We start from the raw sequence: 15828 nt of genomic DNA on the forward strand, positions 1-15828 counted from the left end.
CGATGCTGACGGGCAAGAAGATCCGCGTCCTCGTCATCGACGATTCCGCCAGCGTCCGCCAGACGATGACCGCGATCCTCCAGGAAGATCCGGAGATCGAGGTGATCGGCGCCGCCCCCGATCCGTTCAGCGCCGCGCGCCGAATTCAGGAGGAAGTGCCGGACGTCATCACGCTGGACGTCGAAATGCCGCGCATGGATGGCATAACTTTCCTGCGCAAGCTGATGGCGCAGTGCCCGGTGCCCGTGGTCATGTGCTCTTCGCTGACCGAGGAAGGCTCCGAAACGCTGCTGCAGGCGATGGAAGCCGGCGCGGTGGACGTGATCCTGAAGCCGCGCATCGGCGTGGCCGACCATCTGGCCGAACATAATCTGCAAATCCGCGACGTGGTGAAGGGCGCATCCCGCGCGCGGGTTCGCGGCCGGCCTGCGGTGCGCGAAGTGAAGTCGGAAGGCCCGCCCAAGAAGCTGACCGCCGATGCCGTGTTGCCGCCGCCCAGCGGCCGCGCGATGAGCCGCACGACGGAGATGGTGGTCTGCCTTGGCGCCTCCACCGGCGGGACCGAGGCGCTGCGCGAAGTGCTGGAGGCGCTGCCCGCCAACGCGCCGGGCGTCGTCGTCGTCCAGCACATGCCGGAGAATTTCACCCGCGCCTTCGCCAAGCGGCTCAATGGTTTGTGCGAGGTGGACGTGAAGGAAGCCGCCGATGGCGATCCGGTGTTGCGCGGCCACGTGCTGATCGCGCCGGGCGGCAAGCACCTGATGCTGGAACGACAGGGCGCGCGCTATTGCGTGGCGGTGAAGGACGGCCCGCTGGTATCGCGCCATCGCCCCTCGGTGGACGTGCTGTTCCGCTCCGCCGCGCGCTCCGCCGGATCGAACGCGGTGGGCGTGATCATGACCGGCATGGGGGATGATGGCGCACGCGGGCTGCTGGAAATGCAGCAGGCGGGCGCGCGCACGTTCGCGCAGGACGAGGCGACCTCGATCGTGTTCGGCATGCCCAAGGAAGCCATCGCGCGTGGCGCGGCGGACCGGGTGATCCCGCTGGGCTCCATTGCCCGCGAAGTGCTGGCGGCCACTGCGCGATGACCACCCTCTGTTTTCCCGATCCCGTCTTGGACGAACCGGCAAAGACCGGCCTGGAGGATGCCCTGAATATCGAAGCGATCCCTCTCGACCCGATGGATGCGGACGCCCCCGAAATCGCCATCGAAATCCACATCGACATCGAAACGATCGGCGATCTTTCGGCCGATGCCCTGTCTCGCATGGACCTTCGCGATCAATTGGTCGCGGTGGCGAGCGGGCTGGATGCGCGCTTCGTGGCGGCGGGCACGGCGCTGGCGCGCGCCTATGAGATCGTGGAAACGCTGATCGGTGCGCTGGAAAGCGTGACCAATGCCTTCGAACGCGACGCGGCAGAGGCGGCGGTCGACAACATGCAGCGCACGGCGGACCGGTTGACGCGGCTGCCCGCCATCCAGGCGACCCGGTATGAGGCGTTGGGTTCGATCGAGGCGGCCAGCGCGGCGCTGGCGGGCCAGATCGATCAGGTGAATCGCACGCTCAGTTTTCTGCGCATCTGCGGCCTGAACATCAAGGTTGCGGCAGCGGGATCGGGCGACTTTTCAGGCTTTGCGGACATGATGTTCGCAAAGCTGGATCTGGGCGAGCAGGAGATGGAGAGCATCGCGCGCGAGATCGCGTGGCTGGCCGAAGCGGTGCCGGGCATGTTCGAGGTGGAGCAGCAGCTTGCCGCCGAATGCACGCAGGTCATCCCCCAAGTGCCGCGCAAGCTGGCCGCGGATGCGCGGGCATTGCAGCAGCACCAGCAGGACCTTGCGGATCGCGCGGTGCGGATCGCCGAAGTGGCGCGCCATATCCGCAATCAGGTCGGCACGGCGCTGGGCGCCCTGCAGGTGGGCGATATCACCCGCCAGCGGCTGGAGCATGTGGCCGACGGCCTTTGCGATATCGAGGCCTTTCTGGCCGATCCGGGCGAGCTTGACGGCACAGTCGCCGCGCTGATCGGGGATCACGCCATCGCCCTGCTGGCGGCGCAGGCGGCCGACACGTTGGAGATATTCCAAAGTGAGGCCCGGCTGCTGGCCAGCAGCCTGCGCGGCATCGGCCCCAGCGCCGCCAGCCTGCTGGAACTGCGGGAAGGCGAGAACGCGGGCGAAAGCGACGGGGAAGGTGCGTTCCTGCACATGCTGGAGCGCAGCGTGGGCGATGTGGCCAGCGTGACCGAGCGGCTGCGCGAGGCTGATGCCCGCTCCAACCGGCTGAGCAGCGTGGCTTCCACCACGGCGGAGAACCTTGCCCAGCGCCTGGCTACTGTCCATCGCATTACCAGCGATGTGCAGCAGATGGCCTGGAATACGGACTTGCGCTGCTATCGCATGGGCACCGAAGGGCGCGGTCTGGCGGTGGTTGCGGCGGAAATTCGCGGTTTTGCGGTTACCTTGGCGAGCATCGCGTCCGGCATTGCCCAGTCGTTCGACGGCCTCACCGCGGCGGCGGCGGTCATGCGCGGGTCCGATCAGGACGAGCCGGCGGATGCCGGGCAGGCGCTGACCGAATCGCTCGATTGCATTCGCGACGGTGGGCAGCGCATGCGCATGGGCCTTTCCGAGCTGGATCAGGGCGCGGCGGCGGTGACCGAAATCCTGCAGGACACAACGGAAAAGGTCGATTGCGAGGCCGACGTAGGTGGTCCGCTCGCCCGGATCGCCGATTGCCTGGCGCGGTTCGGGCAGGCCTGCCCGGACATGCCGGAACCGGGGCTTGAAGCGCTGGGCGCGCTACTGGGCACCATCGCCGCACGCTACACCATGGCGCGCGAGCGTGAGGTGCACCGCGCGTTCCTGCCGGCCGGAGAAGGAGCCGTCGGAGAGGCCGTAGAAGAAGACGATGGCTTGGGCGGCCTGTTCCTGGATGACGACGACGATTTCGACGACGGTCTGTTCTAGAGCAGCTTCCGAACCGATTGCATCAGATCAACTGCTCCAAGATTTTGGTTTATCGCGTTTTCCAAGTCATCAGGTGATTCACCTGATCAGAAAACGCTCTGGGCGACCATCAGGTGGCCGGCGGCCAATAGCACGCCGGCCACAGCCACAGCGCTGCCGACGCTCAGTTGAAGCGGGTTGAGATTGCGCCGCAGGGGCAGGGCGAGGGTGTTTTCGATCTTGCTCATGCGGGGAAATGTAGCCGGTTGCGGCACGATTGGCTGTCGCGCTTGTCCGTTTACTGTCATCGGCATTGTCGTGGCTGCGGCCGCGCCGTGCGTGTCCGCGGAACATGGAGGCAAAGAGAGCGGTTGATCGCTGCGGACTTGCGGGCCATGGCACCCATATGCGCTTTCAAATCATGACTTTGCCTGTCGCGGCTGCCTCGATCCTGCTGGCGTTCGGCGCCGCTTCGGCATCGGCCGCGGATGCCGATCCGGACTTTTTCGCCGCCGCCCTGTGCCAGCCGGCCTATTCGATGGAGACGGCCACCCGCCTTTACGAAGCCGCCGAAAAAATCGCCAAGCCCGATACCTCCGGCCTCGGTGCTGCCATCTACCACCTGCCCGCGCCGATCCACCGCGACGGCTTCGTCACGCAGGACGTGGTGTTCGCCGGGACGTCGGTGGGGGTGCTGCTGGAAGGCGATGTCGCCGCGCAGGCTGCCGAACGGTACCATCTGACACCGGAGAAATCGCACCTTTTCGGCGCCTCCACCCTCGGCTTCGCGCGCGCGTTGCCGGATGACGAGCAGGCCGATCCGGAATTCGGGCTGGTATCGGCGATCGCCCGCGAAGGTCCGGCGCTGAAGGGCAAGACACTGCTCGCCTGCGAATTCGTATCCGCCGAGGATCGCCGGGCGCTCGACGCGCTCGATTGAACGACCGTGGGGCGCGCTCAACCGGCGTCGGTTTCGGACGGGAAGCGCGCTTCCGCCACGAAGGCGGCCACGGTGGCGGCGCGCTCGTCCGCACGGGTGGCCAGCGCCAAGGTAACCGTGGGGGCGCCGCCCGTGAGGTCGTGATAGGTCACGCCCTTGAAGGAGGCGTCGCGCATCGATTCCGGCACCAGCGCCACGCCCAGTTCGGCGGCCACCAGCGCCAGGACGGAGGCGACCTGCGGCGCCGACTGGCCCAGCACCGGCTCGAACCCGGCGCGGCGGCAACCGTCCAGCGTGGCGTCGAACAGCGTCGGCCCCAGATTGCGCGGGGTCAGGATGAATGGATCGTTGGCCAGCTGTTCCAGCCGGATCGGCTCGCCATGCGGCATGCGGGCGGAGGCGAGGGCGGCGATCAGCGGCTCATCTGCCAGATGGAACAGCCGCAGGTCGTGCTTGTCCACCGCTTCGGGCCGCAGGAACGCGGCGTCCAGACTGCCGTTCCGAAGTCCTTCGACCAGACCGTTCGAATTGTGTTCGGCCAGGCTCAGTTCCACATCGGGAAAGCGCCGGCGATAGATGCGGATCGCCTGTGGTACGCGCGGATTGAACGCCGCCGATCCGGTGAAACCCACCCGAATCCGGCCGGTTTCCCCGGCAGCGGCGCGCTGTGCGGCCGTGACCGCCTCAGCCACGATGCCGGGGATCTGGCGCACCCGTTCCTCGAACGCGCGGCCCGCTTCGGTAAGTTCCGCGCCCTGCGGGATGCGGTGGAACAGGGGCGTGCCGACCTCTGCCTCCAGATCCTTGATCTGATGGCTCAGCGGGGGCTGGCCGATTCCCAGGCGATGCGCGGCACGGGTGAAGTGGCGTTCCTCCGCCACGGCGAGAAAATATCGGATGTGCCGCAGTTCCATATCATACCCAAAAGATATCAAGATTGCCTTCATCATGAATTGGACAGATGAAGTGTGCAAGCGCATCTCGCCCGCAGGAGATTTGATATGGCAAGTTTGGCGATTCAGGCGACGGGCGAATTGGGCGGTACGATGCAGGCACGCAGCCTGTGGCCGCGCGAGATTGGGCAGCGGGCAGCCGCGCCGCAATCGGCCCCGGCGCTTGAGCCTGTGGTCTTCCTGCCCGGCCTGCTCTGCGATCAGGCGCTGTGGCGCGGTCAGGTGCATGCCCTTGCCGATGTGGCGGCCCCGATGATCGCCGACCTGACGCTGGACGATACGATCGCCGCCATGGCGGAGCGTACGCTGGCTGCCGCGCCTGCGCGCTTCTCGCTCGTCGGTCTGTCGATGGGCGGATATGTCGCGCTGGAGATCATGCGCCGCGCGCCTGAGCGGATTTCGCGACTGGCGCTGATCAATTCCAGCGCCCGCAGCGACACGCCGGAACGCCGGCAGCAGCGCATGGTCGGCATCGAATCGCTCCGCCGCGGCAAGTTCCTGGGCGTGACCCACAAGTTGCTGAGCCAGTTGGTCCACCCCGATCACACTTCCGGTCCGGTGGCGGACGAGATGCGCGCCATGGCCGCTCGCGTGGGTGGCGACGCGTTCATCCGCCAGCAGCACGCGATCATGACGCGGCCCGATGCGTTGGACGGGCTGAGCGGCATTGCGGTGCCGACGATGGTGGTCGTGGGCGATGGCGACCGGGTGACGCCGCCCGACCACGCGCGCGAGATTCACGAGCGTGTGGCCGGATCCAGCTATCACGAGATCGGATCGTGCGGGCACATGGCCGCGCTGGAACATCCCGAACAGACCAATTTCCTGCTGCGGAACTGGCTGTCGCAGGGCTGATCGGAAACCTTGGATAATCCGGAAAAGTGGCGGGCCGGCACGCTGACTGTGCCGGCCCGCAGCGCAGGCGGACCTGCGCCAAGAGTTGGTCGGTGCCGTCTGGAAAATGCCCTTTCGGACATTTTTCAGGCACCTATTTAAAACGAAACGCCCACCGTCAGCCCGTAGGTGCGCGGATCGGCGTAGTAACCGCCGCCATAGCCCAGCTGCCCGAAGTCGATTGCGCGAACGAAGTCCTTGGCATTGGTCAGGTTCTTCACCCAGAGGCGGGCGAAAGCCTCGCCACCGCCCAACGGCATGTTCTCCACGCCCAACTGCGCGTTGACCACGTCGCGATCGTCACCCTTCAGTACGTCATTGAAGGGGGATGAGGTGGTGCTGGTGAAGCTGTATTTGCCGTCCTCATGCGTATAGCCGACGCGCGCCTTGATCATCGCGTTGCTCCAGTTCAGCGGGAACTGGGCGTTGATCGCGGCATTCGCCGTCAACGGGGAAGTATAGCCCGGCGTCACGATCGAGGCGATGTTGACCGGCGGCGCACCTGCCGTGGTCGACTGCCCGGCCAGGAATTCCTTGTACTTGATGTCGACGTAGCCAAGGTTGCCGTCCAGCGAGAAGTTCTCGTTCAGCACGGCCTGCGCTTCCACTTCGAAGCCGGTGTAGGTCACCTTGCCGGCATTGCCGATGCGCGTCGCGAACGTGCCCACCGGCGCGTTGGTCAGCGGCACGTTGATCGCCAGATCCTTGTAGATGTTGTGATAGGCGGCAAGGTTCAGGCGCAGGTGGCGGTTGAACAGTTCGCTCTTCACGCCGATTTCGTAGGACGTGACGCTTTCCGGCTCATAGTGCGGCAGCGTGGTGGTGCCGGTGATCGCCGGATCCTGAGAGTTGAAGCCGCCGGAACGGTAGCCGGTCGCCGCGCGCGCATAGAGGTTGATGTCGTGCGCCACGTCGTAGCCGGCCATCAGGTTCCAGGTGAACTTGCTGAACTTCGCGCTGCCGGTTTCCGGGATCGGAGCGGGAGCGGCGCCGTTCTGCTGGCGGATCATGCTCTTGTCATCCCAGGTGTAGCGACCGCCCGCCGTCAGCCGGATGCCGCTGTCGCGCCCGCCGGGATAGAAAGTGAACTGGCCATAGAGCGCCTTGCTCTCGCTTGAGGCGGTATAGGCCAGTCGCGCCAGCGTCTGCACCATGCGGTATCGCGCGGGATTGGCGGCGGCGAAGGCCGGGCCCAGCGCGCCGAAGTTGGCCAGGAAAATGGAATTGGTGTCGAGGATGTAGCCGCTGTTCTGATAGCCGTCTTCCGATCCCTTTTCCCAGAAATAGAAGCCGCCCACGACCCAGTTGAGCGTGTCGGTATCGCCGGAAACCTCGATTTCCTGGCTCAGCTGCTTGTGCTTGCGGTGGTTGTCGATGTCGTAGAGGTTCTGCGAAATCGTCGGCACCGAAGCGGCGGCGATGAACGGGCGCGCGGCGGCTGGGATCGACGGGATGTACTGCAGCAGCGAGACGGGCATGCCGTTGAACAGCGTGGCGTTGGTGAAGGCCGGGCCGCTGAACGCGCCGATGCCGTCCAGATCGGCGACGGAATCGCTGTTCCAGAAGCGATAGCCGGTGGTGGCCTTCACCTTGAAGGCGCCGAAATCGTTCTGCACCTGCAGGTTGTGGCCCCAGCTCTTGTCCATGGCCTTGCCCAGGATGTCGTTGCAGACCTTGCTGCGGTACTTGCGCTGGGGTGTGGCCAGCGCCGCGCATTCGGGATCGGCGAAAGTCGCGGTGGCCAGGTATTGGGCCACCGGCGCCTGCTGCGTGACCATCACCGGCTGGCCGTCCACCACCACCGGCGGGCGGTAGGTGCCGTCGGAAACGTTGGTCAACTGGAAGGCCGGCGGACTGCCGTCGATGCGGTTCCAGTCGAAGATGTACTGGATGCTGCCGGTGCCGCCCAGTTCGGCGCGGGCGGCGATGCGGAACGCATCCGAATTGCGCGCGCCGGGATCCTTCGAATCCTTGGGCTGGAGGATATTGTCCACCACGCCGTTGCGCTGCGAATGGCTGTAGGACAGGCTGGTGGCGATGCCGGCGATCTCACCGGGATCGAGGATGATCTTGCCGTTCCACGCGCCGAAATTGCCATAGCCGGCCTCTGCCTTCAGGCGGAACGTCTTCGACGGTTCGCGGGAGATGAAGGCCATGGCGCCGCCGGTGGTGTTGCGGCCGAACAGCGTGCCCTGCGGCCCGCGCAGCACTTCCACGCGCTGGATGTCCATCACGTCCAGCCCCATCGCGCCCGATCGGGCGATGTAGACGCCATCGACATAGAGGCCGTTGGCCGCATCGACGCCGAAGCTTTCGCTGCCGCCGTTGGAGATGCCGCGCATCGAGAAGACGGCCGCGCTGTTGCTGACAGTGCCGGGAAGGATCGTGACGTTGGGCGCCAGCCCGCTGAGGTCACGCGAATCCTGGATGCCCAACTGCTCGATCTTGTCCGCGCCGATGGCGCTGATCGCGATCGGCACGTCCTGCAGGTTTTCGGAGCGCTTCTGCGCGGTGACGACGATCTCGTTCAGGCCGGTCTGCGCGGGCTCTGCCGGCTTGTCCTGCGCCATGGCGGGCACGGCCAGGGCAAGGCCGCTGGCCCCGGCCAGCAAGTGCATGGTGAAGCGGGTACCCCTGAACCTCTGATGGCATTTCGGCATCGATTGTCTCCCGTGATTGTCTTTTCGTTCGCGACAGGTCCGGCCCTTCCCGGCCCGCCGTCGTCGTTGCTGCCCGGATCGGAACCGGTGTAAGGCGCACCCTCCGGGTGGAGGCGCGCCGGCAAAGGGTGCCGTCAGGACGGCATGTAGAGTTGCGCGGCCTTGCCCCCGTCCACCGGCAGCGCGGTGCCGGTGACGTAGCTGGCATCGTCCGACAGCAGGAAGGCGATGGCGCGGGCCAATTCGTCCGGATGGCCGCCCCGGCCCATCGGAATGGCTTCGGTGGTGCGCGCGGCGATCTGCGGGGCGCGGGCGGCGAATTCTTCCGTCCCTACGGTCTGCACCTGGCCCGGGACCACGGCGTTGACGCGGATTCCCAACGGTGCGCCTTCCATCGCGGCGACCGCGGTAAAGTGCACCAGCGCCGCCTTGGAGGCCGAATAACTGGCCATGTTGGCCACGGCGCGGATTCCGCAGGTGGAGGCGACATTGACGATGGCGCCGCCGTTGCCGGCGTCGGTCATGGCCTTCATTGCGGCCTGGGTGGCGACGAAGGCGGCATCGGCGTTGACCGTGAAATCCTTGCGCCAGTGCTCCACGGTCAGGCGTGCGATCGGCGCGTAGTGGGTGGACATCGCGTTGTTCACCAACATGTCCAACCGGCCGTGGCGATCGGCAACGTCCGCGATCATCGCGGCAAGGGCGGGGAAGTCTGCCACATCCAGCCGAACCGCGTCGATCTGGCTGCCTTCGGCCGCGATCGCGGATACCGCCTGGTCCAGCTTTTCTTGCCGGCGACCGCAGATCGTCACCCGCGCCCCGCGCCGGGCCAGCAGCGCGGCGGTTGCCAGTCCGATGCCGTCGCTGCCGCCGGTGACCACGGCCACGCGTCCTTCGAAATCCCGAATCATCGCTTTCCCAGCTTTCCTTTGTCCCGTGGTGCGCAACTCGCGAGCGGATGCGTTACGCAATTGAATTCTTCAAAATGCGTAGAATGTAAACATCAAAAATACGAATCTATGCCAAAAGAATGAAAGGGGACATGTCCGGATGTTGTGTGGGGCATCCAGGCGTATGGCGAATTTCCGTGGCTGATGGAGGTGAAAAATGCTCGATTTTGCTAATGTGCGGGGCGCGGATAGGGTGAGCGTCGGGCCGGTGGTCATGTTTGAATGGCGCGTAAAAATAATTGCCTTGAAATACGCGAGTAAGGGAATATTCTCTGCCCATAACAAGATCGATGCGAGTCGAAAGGGGAACGGGATGTCGGGCGCGAAGCCGGGGCTGCACAGGCGGCCTGGCGGATGGCCGGACGCCACGAACCAGCGGCTCCCGGCGAGGGGAAGGCAGTGCTGAATCAGTGTGACGCTGCGGGTGTGGCCACGGTCGACCCGGTATTCGCGGAAGTCACCGCGCCCGGTGCACCGTTTGAAATCGGTGAACGGGATGGCGTGCGCACCTTCGTCAATGCGCCGTCGGACCTTGCCCAGTTGCTGGAATCCGCGCGCCGGTTCGGCGATCAGACGATGATCGTCGATTTCGACGGCCCGACGGGGGAGCGGCGGCTGAGCTATGCCGAAGTCTTCGCCTGGCGCGATCGGTTGCTGGGCCATCTGGGCATTCGCCGGGGCCAGCGCGTGGCGATCTGCATGCGCAACCGCGCGGAATGGATGGTGGCGTTCCTGGCGGTCATCAAGGCGGGCGGCGTGGCGGCGGTGCTCAACAGCCGCGGCGCCGGTGCCGAGATCGTTGCCATGATCGAGGATGTCGATCCGGCGCTGGTGATTGCGGATCGGGAGCGTGAGGCGGCGATCCGCGAGGGCGGCTATCGGGGCCGCGTGCTGGACCTGACCGCGCCGCTGGATGACGTGGCCATGCCGGCGGGCGACGGCGTGATTGCCGGCCCGAACGATCCCTGCGCGATCCTGTTCACGTCCGGCACCACCGGGCGCGGCAAGGGCGCGGTGCTATCGCACCGCAGCCTGATCACCGGCCTGCTGGGCACGCAACTGACCGGATCGATGGTGCTGCACAACATGGCGCGCCAGCATGACGTGCCGGTGGAAACGATCATGCAGCAGGTGCCGCCGCAGGCGATTCTTCTGGTCTATCCGCTGTTCCACATTTCCGGGCTGGGATCGGGCTTCCTTGCGCCGATGCTGTCGGGCGGCAAGATCGTGACGATGCGCCGCTGGGACGCGGCGGAGGCGGTGCGGCTGATCGCGAAGGAGCAGGTCACCCAGCTTTCCAGTGTGCCGACCATGCTGTGGGACATGGTGCACAAGGCGCGGCTGGCCGAAGCCGATCTGGCTTCCTTGCGCAATATCGGTTCAGGCGGGCAGGCCTTGCCGCTCAACCTGCTGGACGAAGTGCACCGGCTCTGCCCCCACGCGCTGCTGGGCACGGGCTATGGCATGACCGAAACCTCCGGCGCGATCGCGCAGGCGGTGGGGGAGGATTTCCTGCGTGCCCGCGCCTCTGCCGGGCGCGTGCTGCCGCTGGTCGATCTGCGGATTCTGCGCGCCGATGGCAGCGAATGCGCAGTGGGCGAAAGCGGCGAGATCATGGTGCGCAGCGCGATGGTCATGACCGGTTACTGGAACCGCCCCGAAGAGACCGCCGCCGCGCTGACCGCCGACGGCTGGCTGCGTACCGGAGACATCGGGTTCCGGGATGAAGGCGGCTATATCACGATCGTCGACCGTTCGAAGGACATGGTCATCTCCGGTGGCGAGAACATCTACTGCGCCGAGGTGGAAAGGGTCCTCAGCGAACTGCCCCAGGTCAAGGAATGCGCGACCTTCGGCATCGCCGATGAACGCATGGGCGAATTGCTGGTCGCCGTGATCCACGCGGACGGGCTGGAGGAACAGGCCGTTCGGGAATGGGTGGCCGGGCGACTGGCCCGTTACAAGGCGCCCGCCCACGTCGCCTTCGCGCGGGGGCCGCTGCCGCGCAACCATTCCCAGAAAATCGACAAGATCGCGCTGCGCGCGCTGTGGCCTGAGCTGGCCACCAACCGCTGACAGCGACAACCGAGAGGAGAACACCGCATGGGCATGCCCCGTGACATCGGCATCATCGACTGCATGCTCGGCATTCCGGAGGCGGAGGACCGTTCCGAATGGTTCGCGCCGTTCCGTCCGCTGATCAAGGACCAGCAGACCATCCAGCAGTTCGCGATGCCGGCACAATACATGTTCAAGGACATTCCGCAGACCGGCGATGTCGACGATTTCGTGGCCTGGACCGTCGCCCAGATGGACCGCCACAATGTCGAGAGGGCGCTGGTGGGCTGGAACGACAACGCCACCTCCTACCGCGCGAAGGAGATGTTCGGGGACCGCTTCTTCTTCGATCTGCCGGTCGATCCCAATCGCGGCATGGAGGAAGTGCGGCGCATCCGGCGCATCCATGCCGAGGTGGGCCTTTCGGCGATCAGTTGCTTTCCGGCTGGAACGCTGCCGCAGGTGGCGATCAACCACAAGTACATGTTCCCGATCTATGCCTGTGCGGAAGAACTGGGCCTGCCGGTGCTGCTCAACGTCGGCATCCCCGGCCCGCGCATCCCGATGGAGACGCAGAAGGTTGAACATCTGGACGAGGTCTGCTGGTTCTTCCCGGACCTGAAGATCGTCATGCGCCACGGGGCCGAGCCGTGGGAGGCGCTGGCCGTGAAGCTGATGCTGAAGTGGCCGAACCTCTATTACTCGACCAGTGCCTTCGCGCCCAAGCACTATCCCAAGGCGATCATCGATTACGCCAATACGCGCGGCGCGGACAAGATTCTCTACGCCGGCTATTTCCCGATGGGCCTCAGCCTGGACCGCATTTTCTCCGACATGGAGAACGTGCCCTTCAAGGACGACGTCTGGCCCAAGTTCCTGCGCGAAAACGCGATCAGGGTTTTCAATCTCAAGTCATGACCCGGGAGGTTCCCATGTCCGAAGCCGATCCGCGCAATGCGACCGATGCGCGCACCCCGCCCGTTGCCGTCTGGCAAATCCTTGAAAAACTGCGCGGGCAGGACCTGACCGACTGGCGCCTTGCCGAAGTGAAGGGCCGCGCCTCCGTAGAGGCGCGCAACCTCGACAACGGCATTCCGTTCGGCTGGTATCCGATCGACCTTTCCGCCGATCTGGCGGTGGGCGAAGTGAAGCCGCTGCACTACTTCGCAAAAGACCTGGCGATGTGGCGCGGAGAAGACGGGCAGGTGCGCATCGTCGATGCCTATTGCCGCCACCTGGGTGCGCACATGGGGCATGGCGGCAAGGTCAACGGCAACCTGCTGGAATGCCCGTTCCATGCCTGGCGCTATGACGGCAACGAGGGCGTGGTGAAGGACATTCCCTACGCCCGCGTGATCCCGCCGCAAGTGAAGCGCAAGTGCGTGCGCACCTGGCACGTGGTGGAGGTGAACCGCTGGATCTGGGCCTGGTATCACCCGCATGATGTCGAACCGCTGTGGGAAGTGACCGCGCTGCCCGAAGCCATCGATCCGGACTGGACGGACTATGAGGTCCACGAATGGAATGTCTGGGGCTCTCTCCAGAACATGGCCGAAAACGGCGTGGACTTCGCCCACTTCAAGTACATCCACGGCACCGCCGATGTGCCGCAGGGCGACCTGCGCTGGGGCGAATGGGGCCGCGGCGCGGACGTGAAGGCGAAGATGGGCACGCCAATGGGCGAAGTGGACGGCCTGATCAGCTACGACACGATGGGCCCGGGCCAGAGCTGGACGCGCTTTACCGGCATTTCCGAAACCCTGATGATCGCCTGCCTTACCCCGGTGAGCGAGGATCACGTCCACGCCCGCTTCTGCTTCACCCAGCCCAAGGCGCAGGCCGAAGGGCCGATGGGGCGGCTGGCCAAGGGCCTGATCCGCGACATCTGCAAGCAGTTCGATCAGGACAAGGTGGTCTGGGACCGCCAGAAATTCGAACCCTCTCCGATCATCTGCGACGGCGATGGCCCGATCCCGCAGTTCCGCAAGTTCTATTCCCGCTTCTACGCACAGCAGGATTGAAGGTGGGGAACATGTCGGGAGAAGGAACGTCCATGACCCGCCGTTCGATGATCGCAGGTGCGGCGGCGGCCGGGGGGCTTGCCGCCGCACCTGCCCTTGCGGCGAAGGCTGCAAGAGCAGGTGCGGATCACCCGCTGGATACGCATGACGCGCTGGGGCTGGCGGAACTTGTCCGCACGCGGCAGGTGTCGCCCAGCGAACTGCTGGACGCGGCGATCGGCCGGGCAGAGGCGCTGGACCCGCGCCTGCACTTCATGGCGCAGAAGCATTACGACTATGCCCGCACGGCCATCGCCAACGGGCTTCCGCAAGGGCCGTTTCGCGGCGTGCCCTGGCTGCTCAAGGACCTGAACACCTATATCGCCGGGCTGCCGACCGGAAATGGCAGCCGCTTCTTCAAGGATTACCGGCCCGATGTGACGTCCGAACTGGTACGCCGGGTGGAGAAGGCGGGCTTCGTGGTCTTCGGCAAGACGGCGGCGCCCGAACTGGGACTGACCGGCACGACCGAGAACCAGGTGACCGGCGCCACCCGCAATCCGTGGAACCCGGCGCATATCGCCGGCGGCTCTTCCGGTGGTGCGGCGGTGGCGGTGGCATCGGGCGTGATCCCGGCGGCCCATGCCACCGACGGCGGCGGATCGATCCGCATTCCGGCATCCTGCTGCGGGCTGTTCGGCCTGAAGCCCAGTCGCGGCCGGGTGCCGATGGGCCCGCCGCGCACGGAAGGCTGGGGCGGGCTTTCGGTCCACCACGCCGTGACCCGCAGCGTCCGCGATTCCGCCGCGATTTTGGACGTTACACATGGGGTGGAGCCCGGCAGCCGCTATTCCGCGCCGACCCCGTACGAGACGTTCCTGGCGCAAGTGACCAAGGCACCCGGGAAGCTGCGCATCGCGCTGATGCTGGATGCGCCTTCCGGCGTGCCGATCGATCCCGAATGCCGGGAGGCTACGCTGGCCGCCGCGCGCCTGTGCGAAAGCCTTGGCCACACGGTGGAGGAAGCGGCGCCCAAGCTGGACATCGCCGCCATCGGCGCGGCCGGGTTCGCGTTGATCGCCTCCTCGGTCGCCGCCGATATGCTGGACCGGGCCAAGGCGACCGGGATTGCGCTCGGACCGGATGTGCTGGAACCCATCACGCTGGCCTTCGTGGAAATGGGCCAGCATGTCACGGGTATGGACTATGTGCGCGCCAACAACGCGCTGCAGGCGACGGCGCTGACGATGGCGCAGTTCATGGCCCGCTACGACGTGATCCTGTCCCCCACGCTGGCCGCGCCGCCGCTAGAACTGGGGAAGATCAACCTGACGCCGAGCATCGACTTCGCGGCATGGGGGGCGCGCGCGGCGGCGTTCTCTCCCTTCACGCAAGTGGAGAACATGACTGGCCAACCCGCAATGTCGGTACCGCTGGGCATGTCGAAGGCGGGGCTGCCGATCGGCGTCATGTTCGTGGGCCGTTATGGCGACGAGGCGGGCCTGCTGCGCCTTGCTGGCCAGCTGGAACAGGCCGCGCCCTGGAAGGACCGGCGCTCGCAGATGTGATCGCGCTGCGGCGCAGATAATGACGATACCGGAGATGAGGAAAATGCGCGGATTGAACGGCAAGGTCGGCGTGGTTGCCGGCGGTGGGCGCGGTATTGGTGCTGCCACCGCGCGGCGGCTGGCGGCCGAAGGCGCGGCGGTGGTGATCGGCGATATCGTCGAGGAATGGGCGATCGATACCGCGCGCGCCATTCGCGAAGGCGGCGGCAAGGCGATCGGCCTGCGTCTGGACGGCACCAGCGCGGCATCCCAGGCGGAAATCGTGGCGGCCGCGCTGGCCGAATTCGGCGGGCTGGACTTCTACCATTCCAACCTTGCCGGCGGGACAGAGGGCGATATCGACGTGCTCAACTGCACGGAGGACGTGCTGGACCGTTCCTTCGCGATCAATGCCAAGAGCCATTTCCTGGCCACGCAGGCTGCATTGCCGGTGCTGCTGGAGCGGGGCGGCGGGGCGATGATCTATACGTCTTCCGGCGCGGCGATCTCCGGCAATCCGCTGCAGGTCGCCTATCCGATGACCAAGAATGCGCTGCACGCGCTGGTGCGCCATGTCGCGCGCAAGTTCGGCAAGCAGGGCATTCGCGCCAACGGCATCTGCCCCGGCGTGGTCCTGACCGAGGCGGTCGCCCAGCATCTGACCGATGACTATGTGGCCGGAATGCTGGAGGCGATCCCGCATCGCCGGCTGGGCCAGCCGGACGACATTGCCGGCGCGGTCGCCTTCCTTGCCTCCGACGATGGCGAATGGGTCAACGGGCAGCTCTGGCACGTCAACGGCGGCTCGTTGCTACGCGATTGAGTGCTGATCAAGCCCGGGGATTTCCCAATGCGGAGAGGCGCTTTGGATTC

The 15828-nt window shown here is 65.9% G+C and carries 13 protein-coding genes; 9 read left to right on the forward strand and 4 right to left on the reverse strand.

Annotated elements, in window-relative coordinates; translation table 11 throughout:
- Positions 1–2 precede the first annotated feature (2 nt).
- The gene (locus WBP06_RS20080; protein ID WP_395336568.1) at positions 3–1091 is read left to right on the forward strand and encodes a chemotaxis response regulator protein-glutamate methylesterase; all 1089 of its coding nucleotides are present in this window, start codon (positions 3–5) and stop codon (positions 1089–1091) included.
- Complete coding sequence (locus tag WBP06_RS20085) at positions 1088–2974, forward strand: hypothetical protein (RefSeq protein ID WP_395336570.1); 1887 nt, start codon at positions 1088–1090, stop codon at positions 2972–2974. The genes WBP06_RS20080 and WBP06_RS20085 overlap by 4 nt, the downstream gene beginning before the upstream one ends.
- Before the next feature lie 86 nt (positions 2975–3060).
- On the opposite strand, the gene WBP06_RS20090 is transcribed toward WBP06_RS20085, so the two are convergent.
- Positions 3061–3201 carry a hypothetical protein gene (locus WBP06_RS20090; protein ID WP_395336573.1) on the reverse strand — a complete coding sequence of 47 codons (141 nt, stop codon included), beginning with the start codon at positions 3199–3201 and terminating at the stop codon, positions 3061–3063.
- 173 nt (positions 3202–3374) lie between these two features.
- Between WBP06_RS20090 and WBP06_RS20095 the strand changes: the two genes are divergently transcribed.
- Positions 3375–3893 carry a hypothetical protein gene (locus WBP06_RS20095; protein ID WP_395336576.1) on the forward strand — a complete coding sequence of 173 codons (519 nt, stop codon included), beginning with the start codon at positions 3375–3377 and terminating at the stop codon, positions 3891–3893.
- 17 nt (positions 3894–3910) lie between these two features.
- On the opposite strand, the gene WBP06_RS20100 is transcribed toward WBP06_RS20095, so the two are convergent.
- Entirely contained in the window at positions 3911–4807 is an 897-nt protein-coding gene (locus tag WBP06_RS20100; protein ID WP_395336578.1) for a LysR family transcriptional regulator, read from the reverse strand.
- Positions 4808–4894: 87 nt separating this feature from the next.
- Here WBP06_RS20100 and WBP06_RS20105 point away from each other — a divergent pair, with 87 nt between their 5' ends.
- A complete protein-coding gene (locus WBP06_RS20105; protein WP_395336580.1) occupies positions 4895–5701 on the forward strand; it encodes an alpha/beta fold hydrolase in 807 nt (268 codons plus the stop codon).
- Positions 5702–5838: 137 nt separating this feature from the next.
- On the opposite strand, the gene WBP06_RS20110 is transcribed toward WBP06_RS20105, so the two are convergent.
- Entirely contained in the window at positions 5839–8400 is a 2562-nt protein-coding gene (locus tag WBP06_RS20110; protein ID WP_395336582.1) for a TonB-dependent receptor, read from the reverse strand.
- Between the two features lie 134 nt (positions 8401–8534).
- Positions 8535–9311 (reverse strand): SDR family NAD(P)-dependent oxidoreductase, encoded by a 777-nt coding sequence (locus WBP06_RS20115; protein ID WP_395336585.1) that lies wholly within the window; start codon positions 9309–9311, stop codon positions 8535–8537.
- Between the two features lie 438 nt (positions 9312–9749).
- On the opposite strand from WBP06_RS20115, the gene WBP06_RS20120 reads away from it, so the two are divergent.
- Genes WBP06_RS20120 through WBP06_RS20140 form a run of 5 tightly spaced genes read left to right on the forward strand, consistent with a single transcriptional unit; the run spans position 9750 to position 15778 of the window.
- Positions 9750–11426, forward strand: a complete 1677-nt coding sequence (locus WBP06_RS20120; RefSeq protein WP_395336586.1) for a class I adenylate-forming enzyme family protein — start codon at positions 9750–9752, stop codon at positions 11424–11426.
- A gap of 27 nt (positions 11427–11453) precedes the next feature.
- Positions 11454–12326, forward strand: a complete 873-nt coding sequence (locus WBP06_RS20125) for an amidohydrolase family protein (RefSeq protein ID WP_395336588.1) — start codon at positions 11454–11456, stop codon at positions 12324–12326.
- Between the two features lie 14 nt (positions 12327–12340).
- Complete coding sequence (locus tag WBP06_RS20130; RefSeq protein ID WP_395336590.1) at positions 12341–13429, forward strand: Rieske 2Fe-2S domain-containing protein; 1089 nt, start codon at positions 12341–12343, stop codon at positions 13427–13429.
- 32 nt (positions 13430–13461) lie between these two features.
- Positions 13462–14976 carry an amidase gene (locus WBP06_RS20135; RefSeq protein ID WP_395336592.1) on the forward strand — a complete coding sequence of 505 codons (1515 nt, stop codon included), beginning with the start codon at positions 13462–13464 and terminating at the stop codon, positions 14974–14976.
- A 43-nt stretch (positions 14977–15019) separates the two neighbouring features.
- Positions 15020–15778, forward strand: a complete 759-nt coding sequence (locus tag WBP06_RS20140; RefSeq protein WP_395336594.1) for an SDR family NAD(P)-dependent oxidoreductase — start codon at positions 15020–15022, stop codon at positions 15776–15778.
- The last annotated feature ends 50 nt before the right edge of the window (positions 15779–15828 follow it).

The sequence above is a fragment of the Novosphingobium mississippiense genome (assembly GCF_044029535.1).
Taxonomy (GTDB): domain Bacteria; phylum Pseudomonadota; class Alphaproteobacteria; order Sphingomonadales; family Sphingomonadaceae; genus Novosphingobium.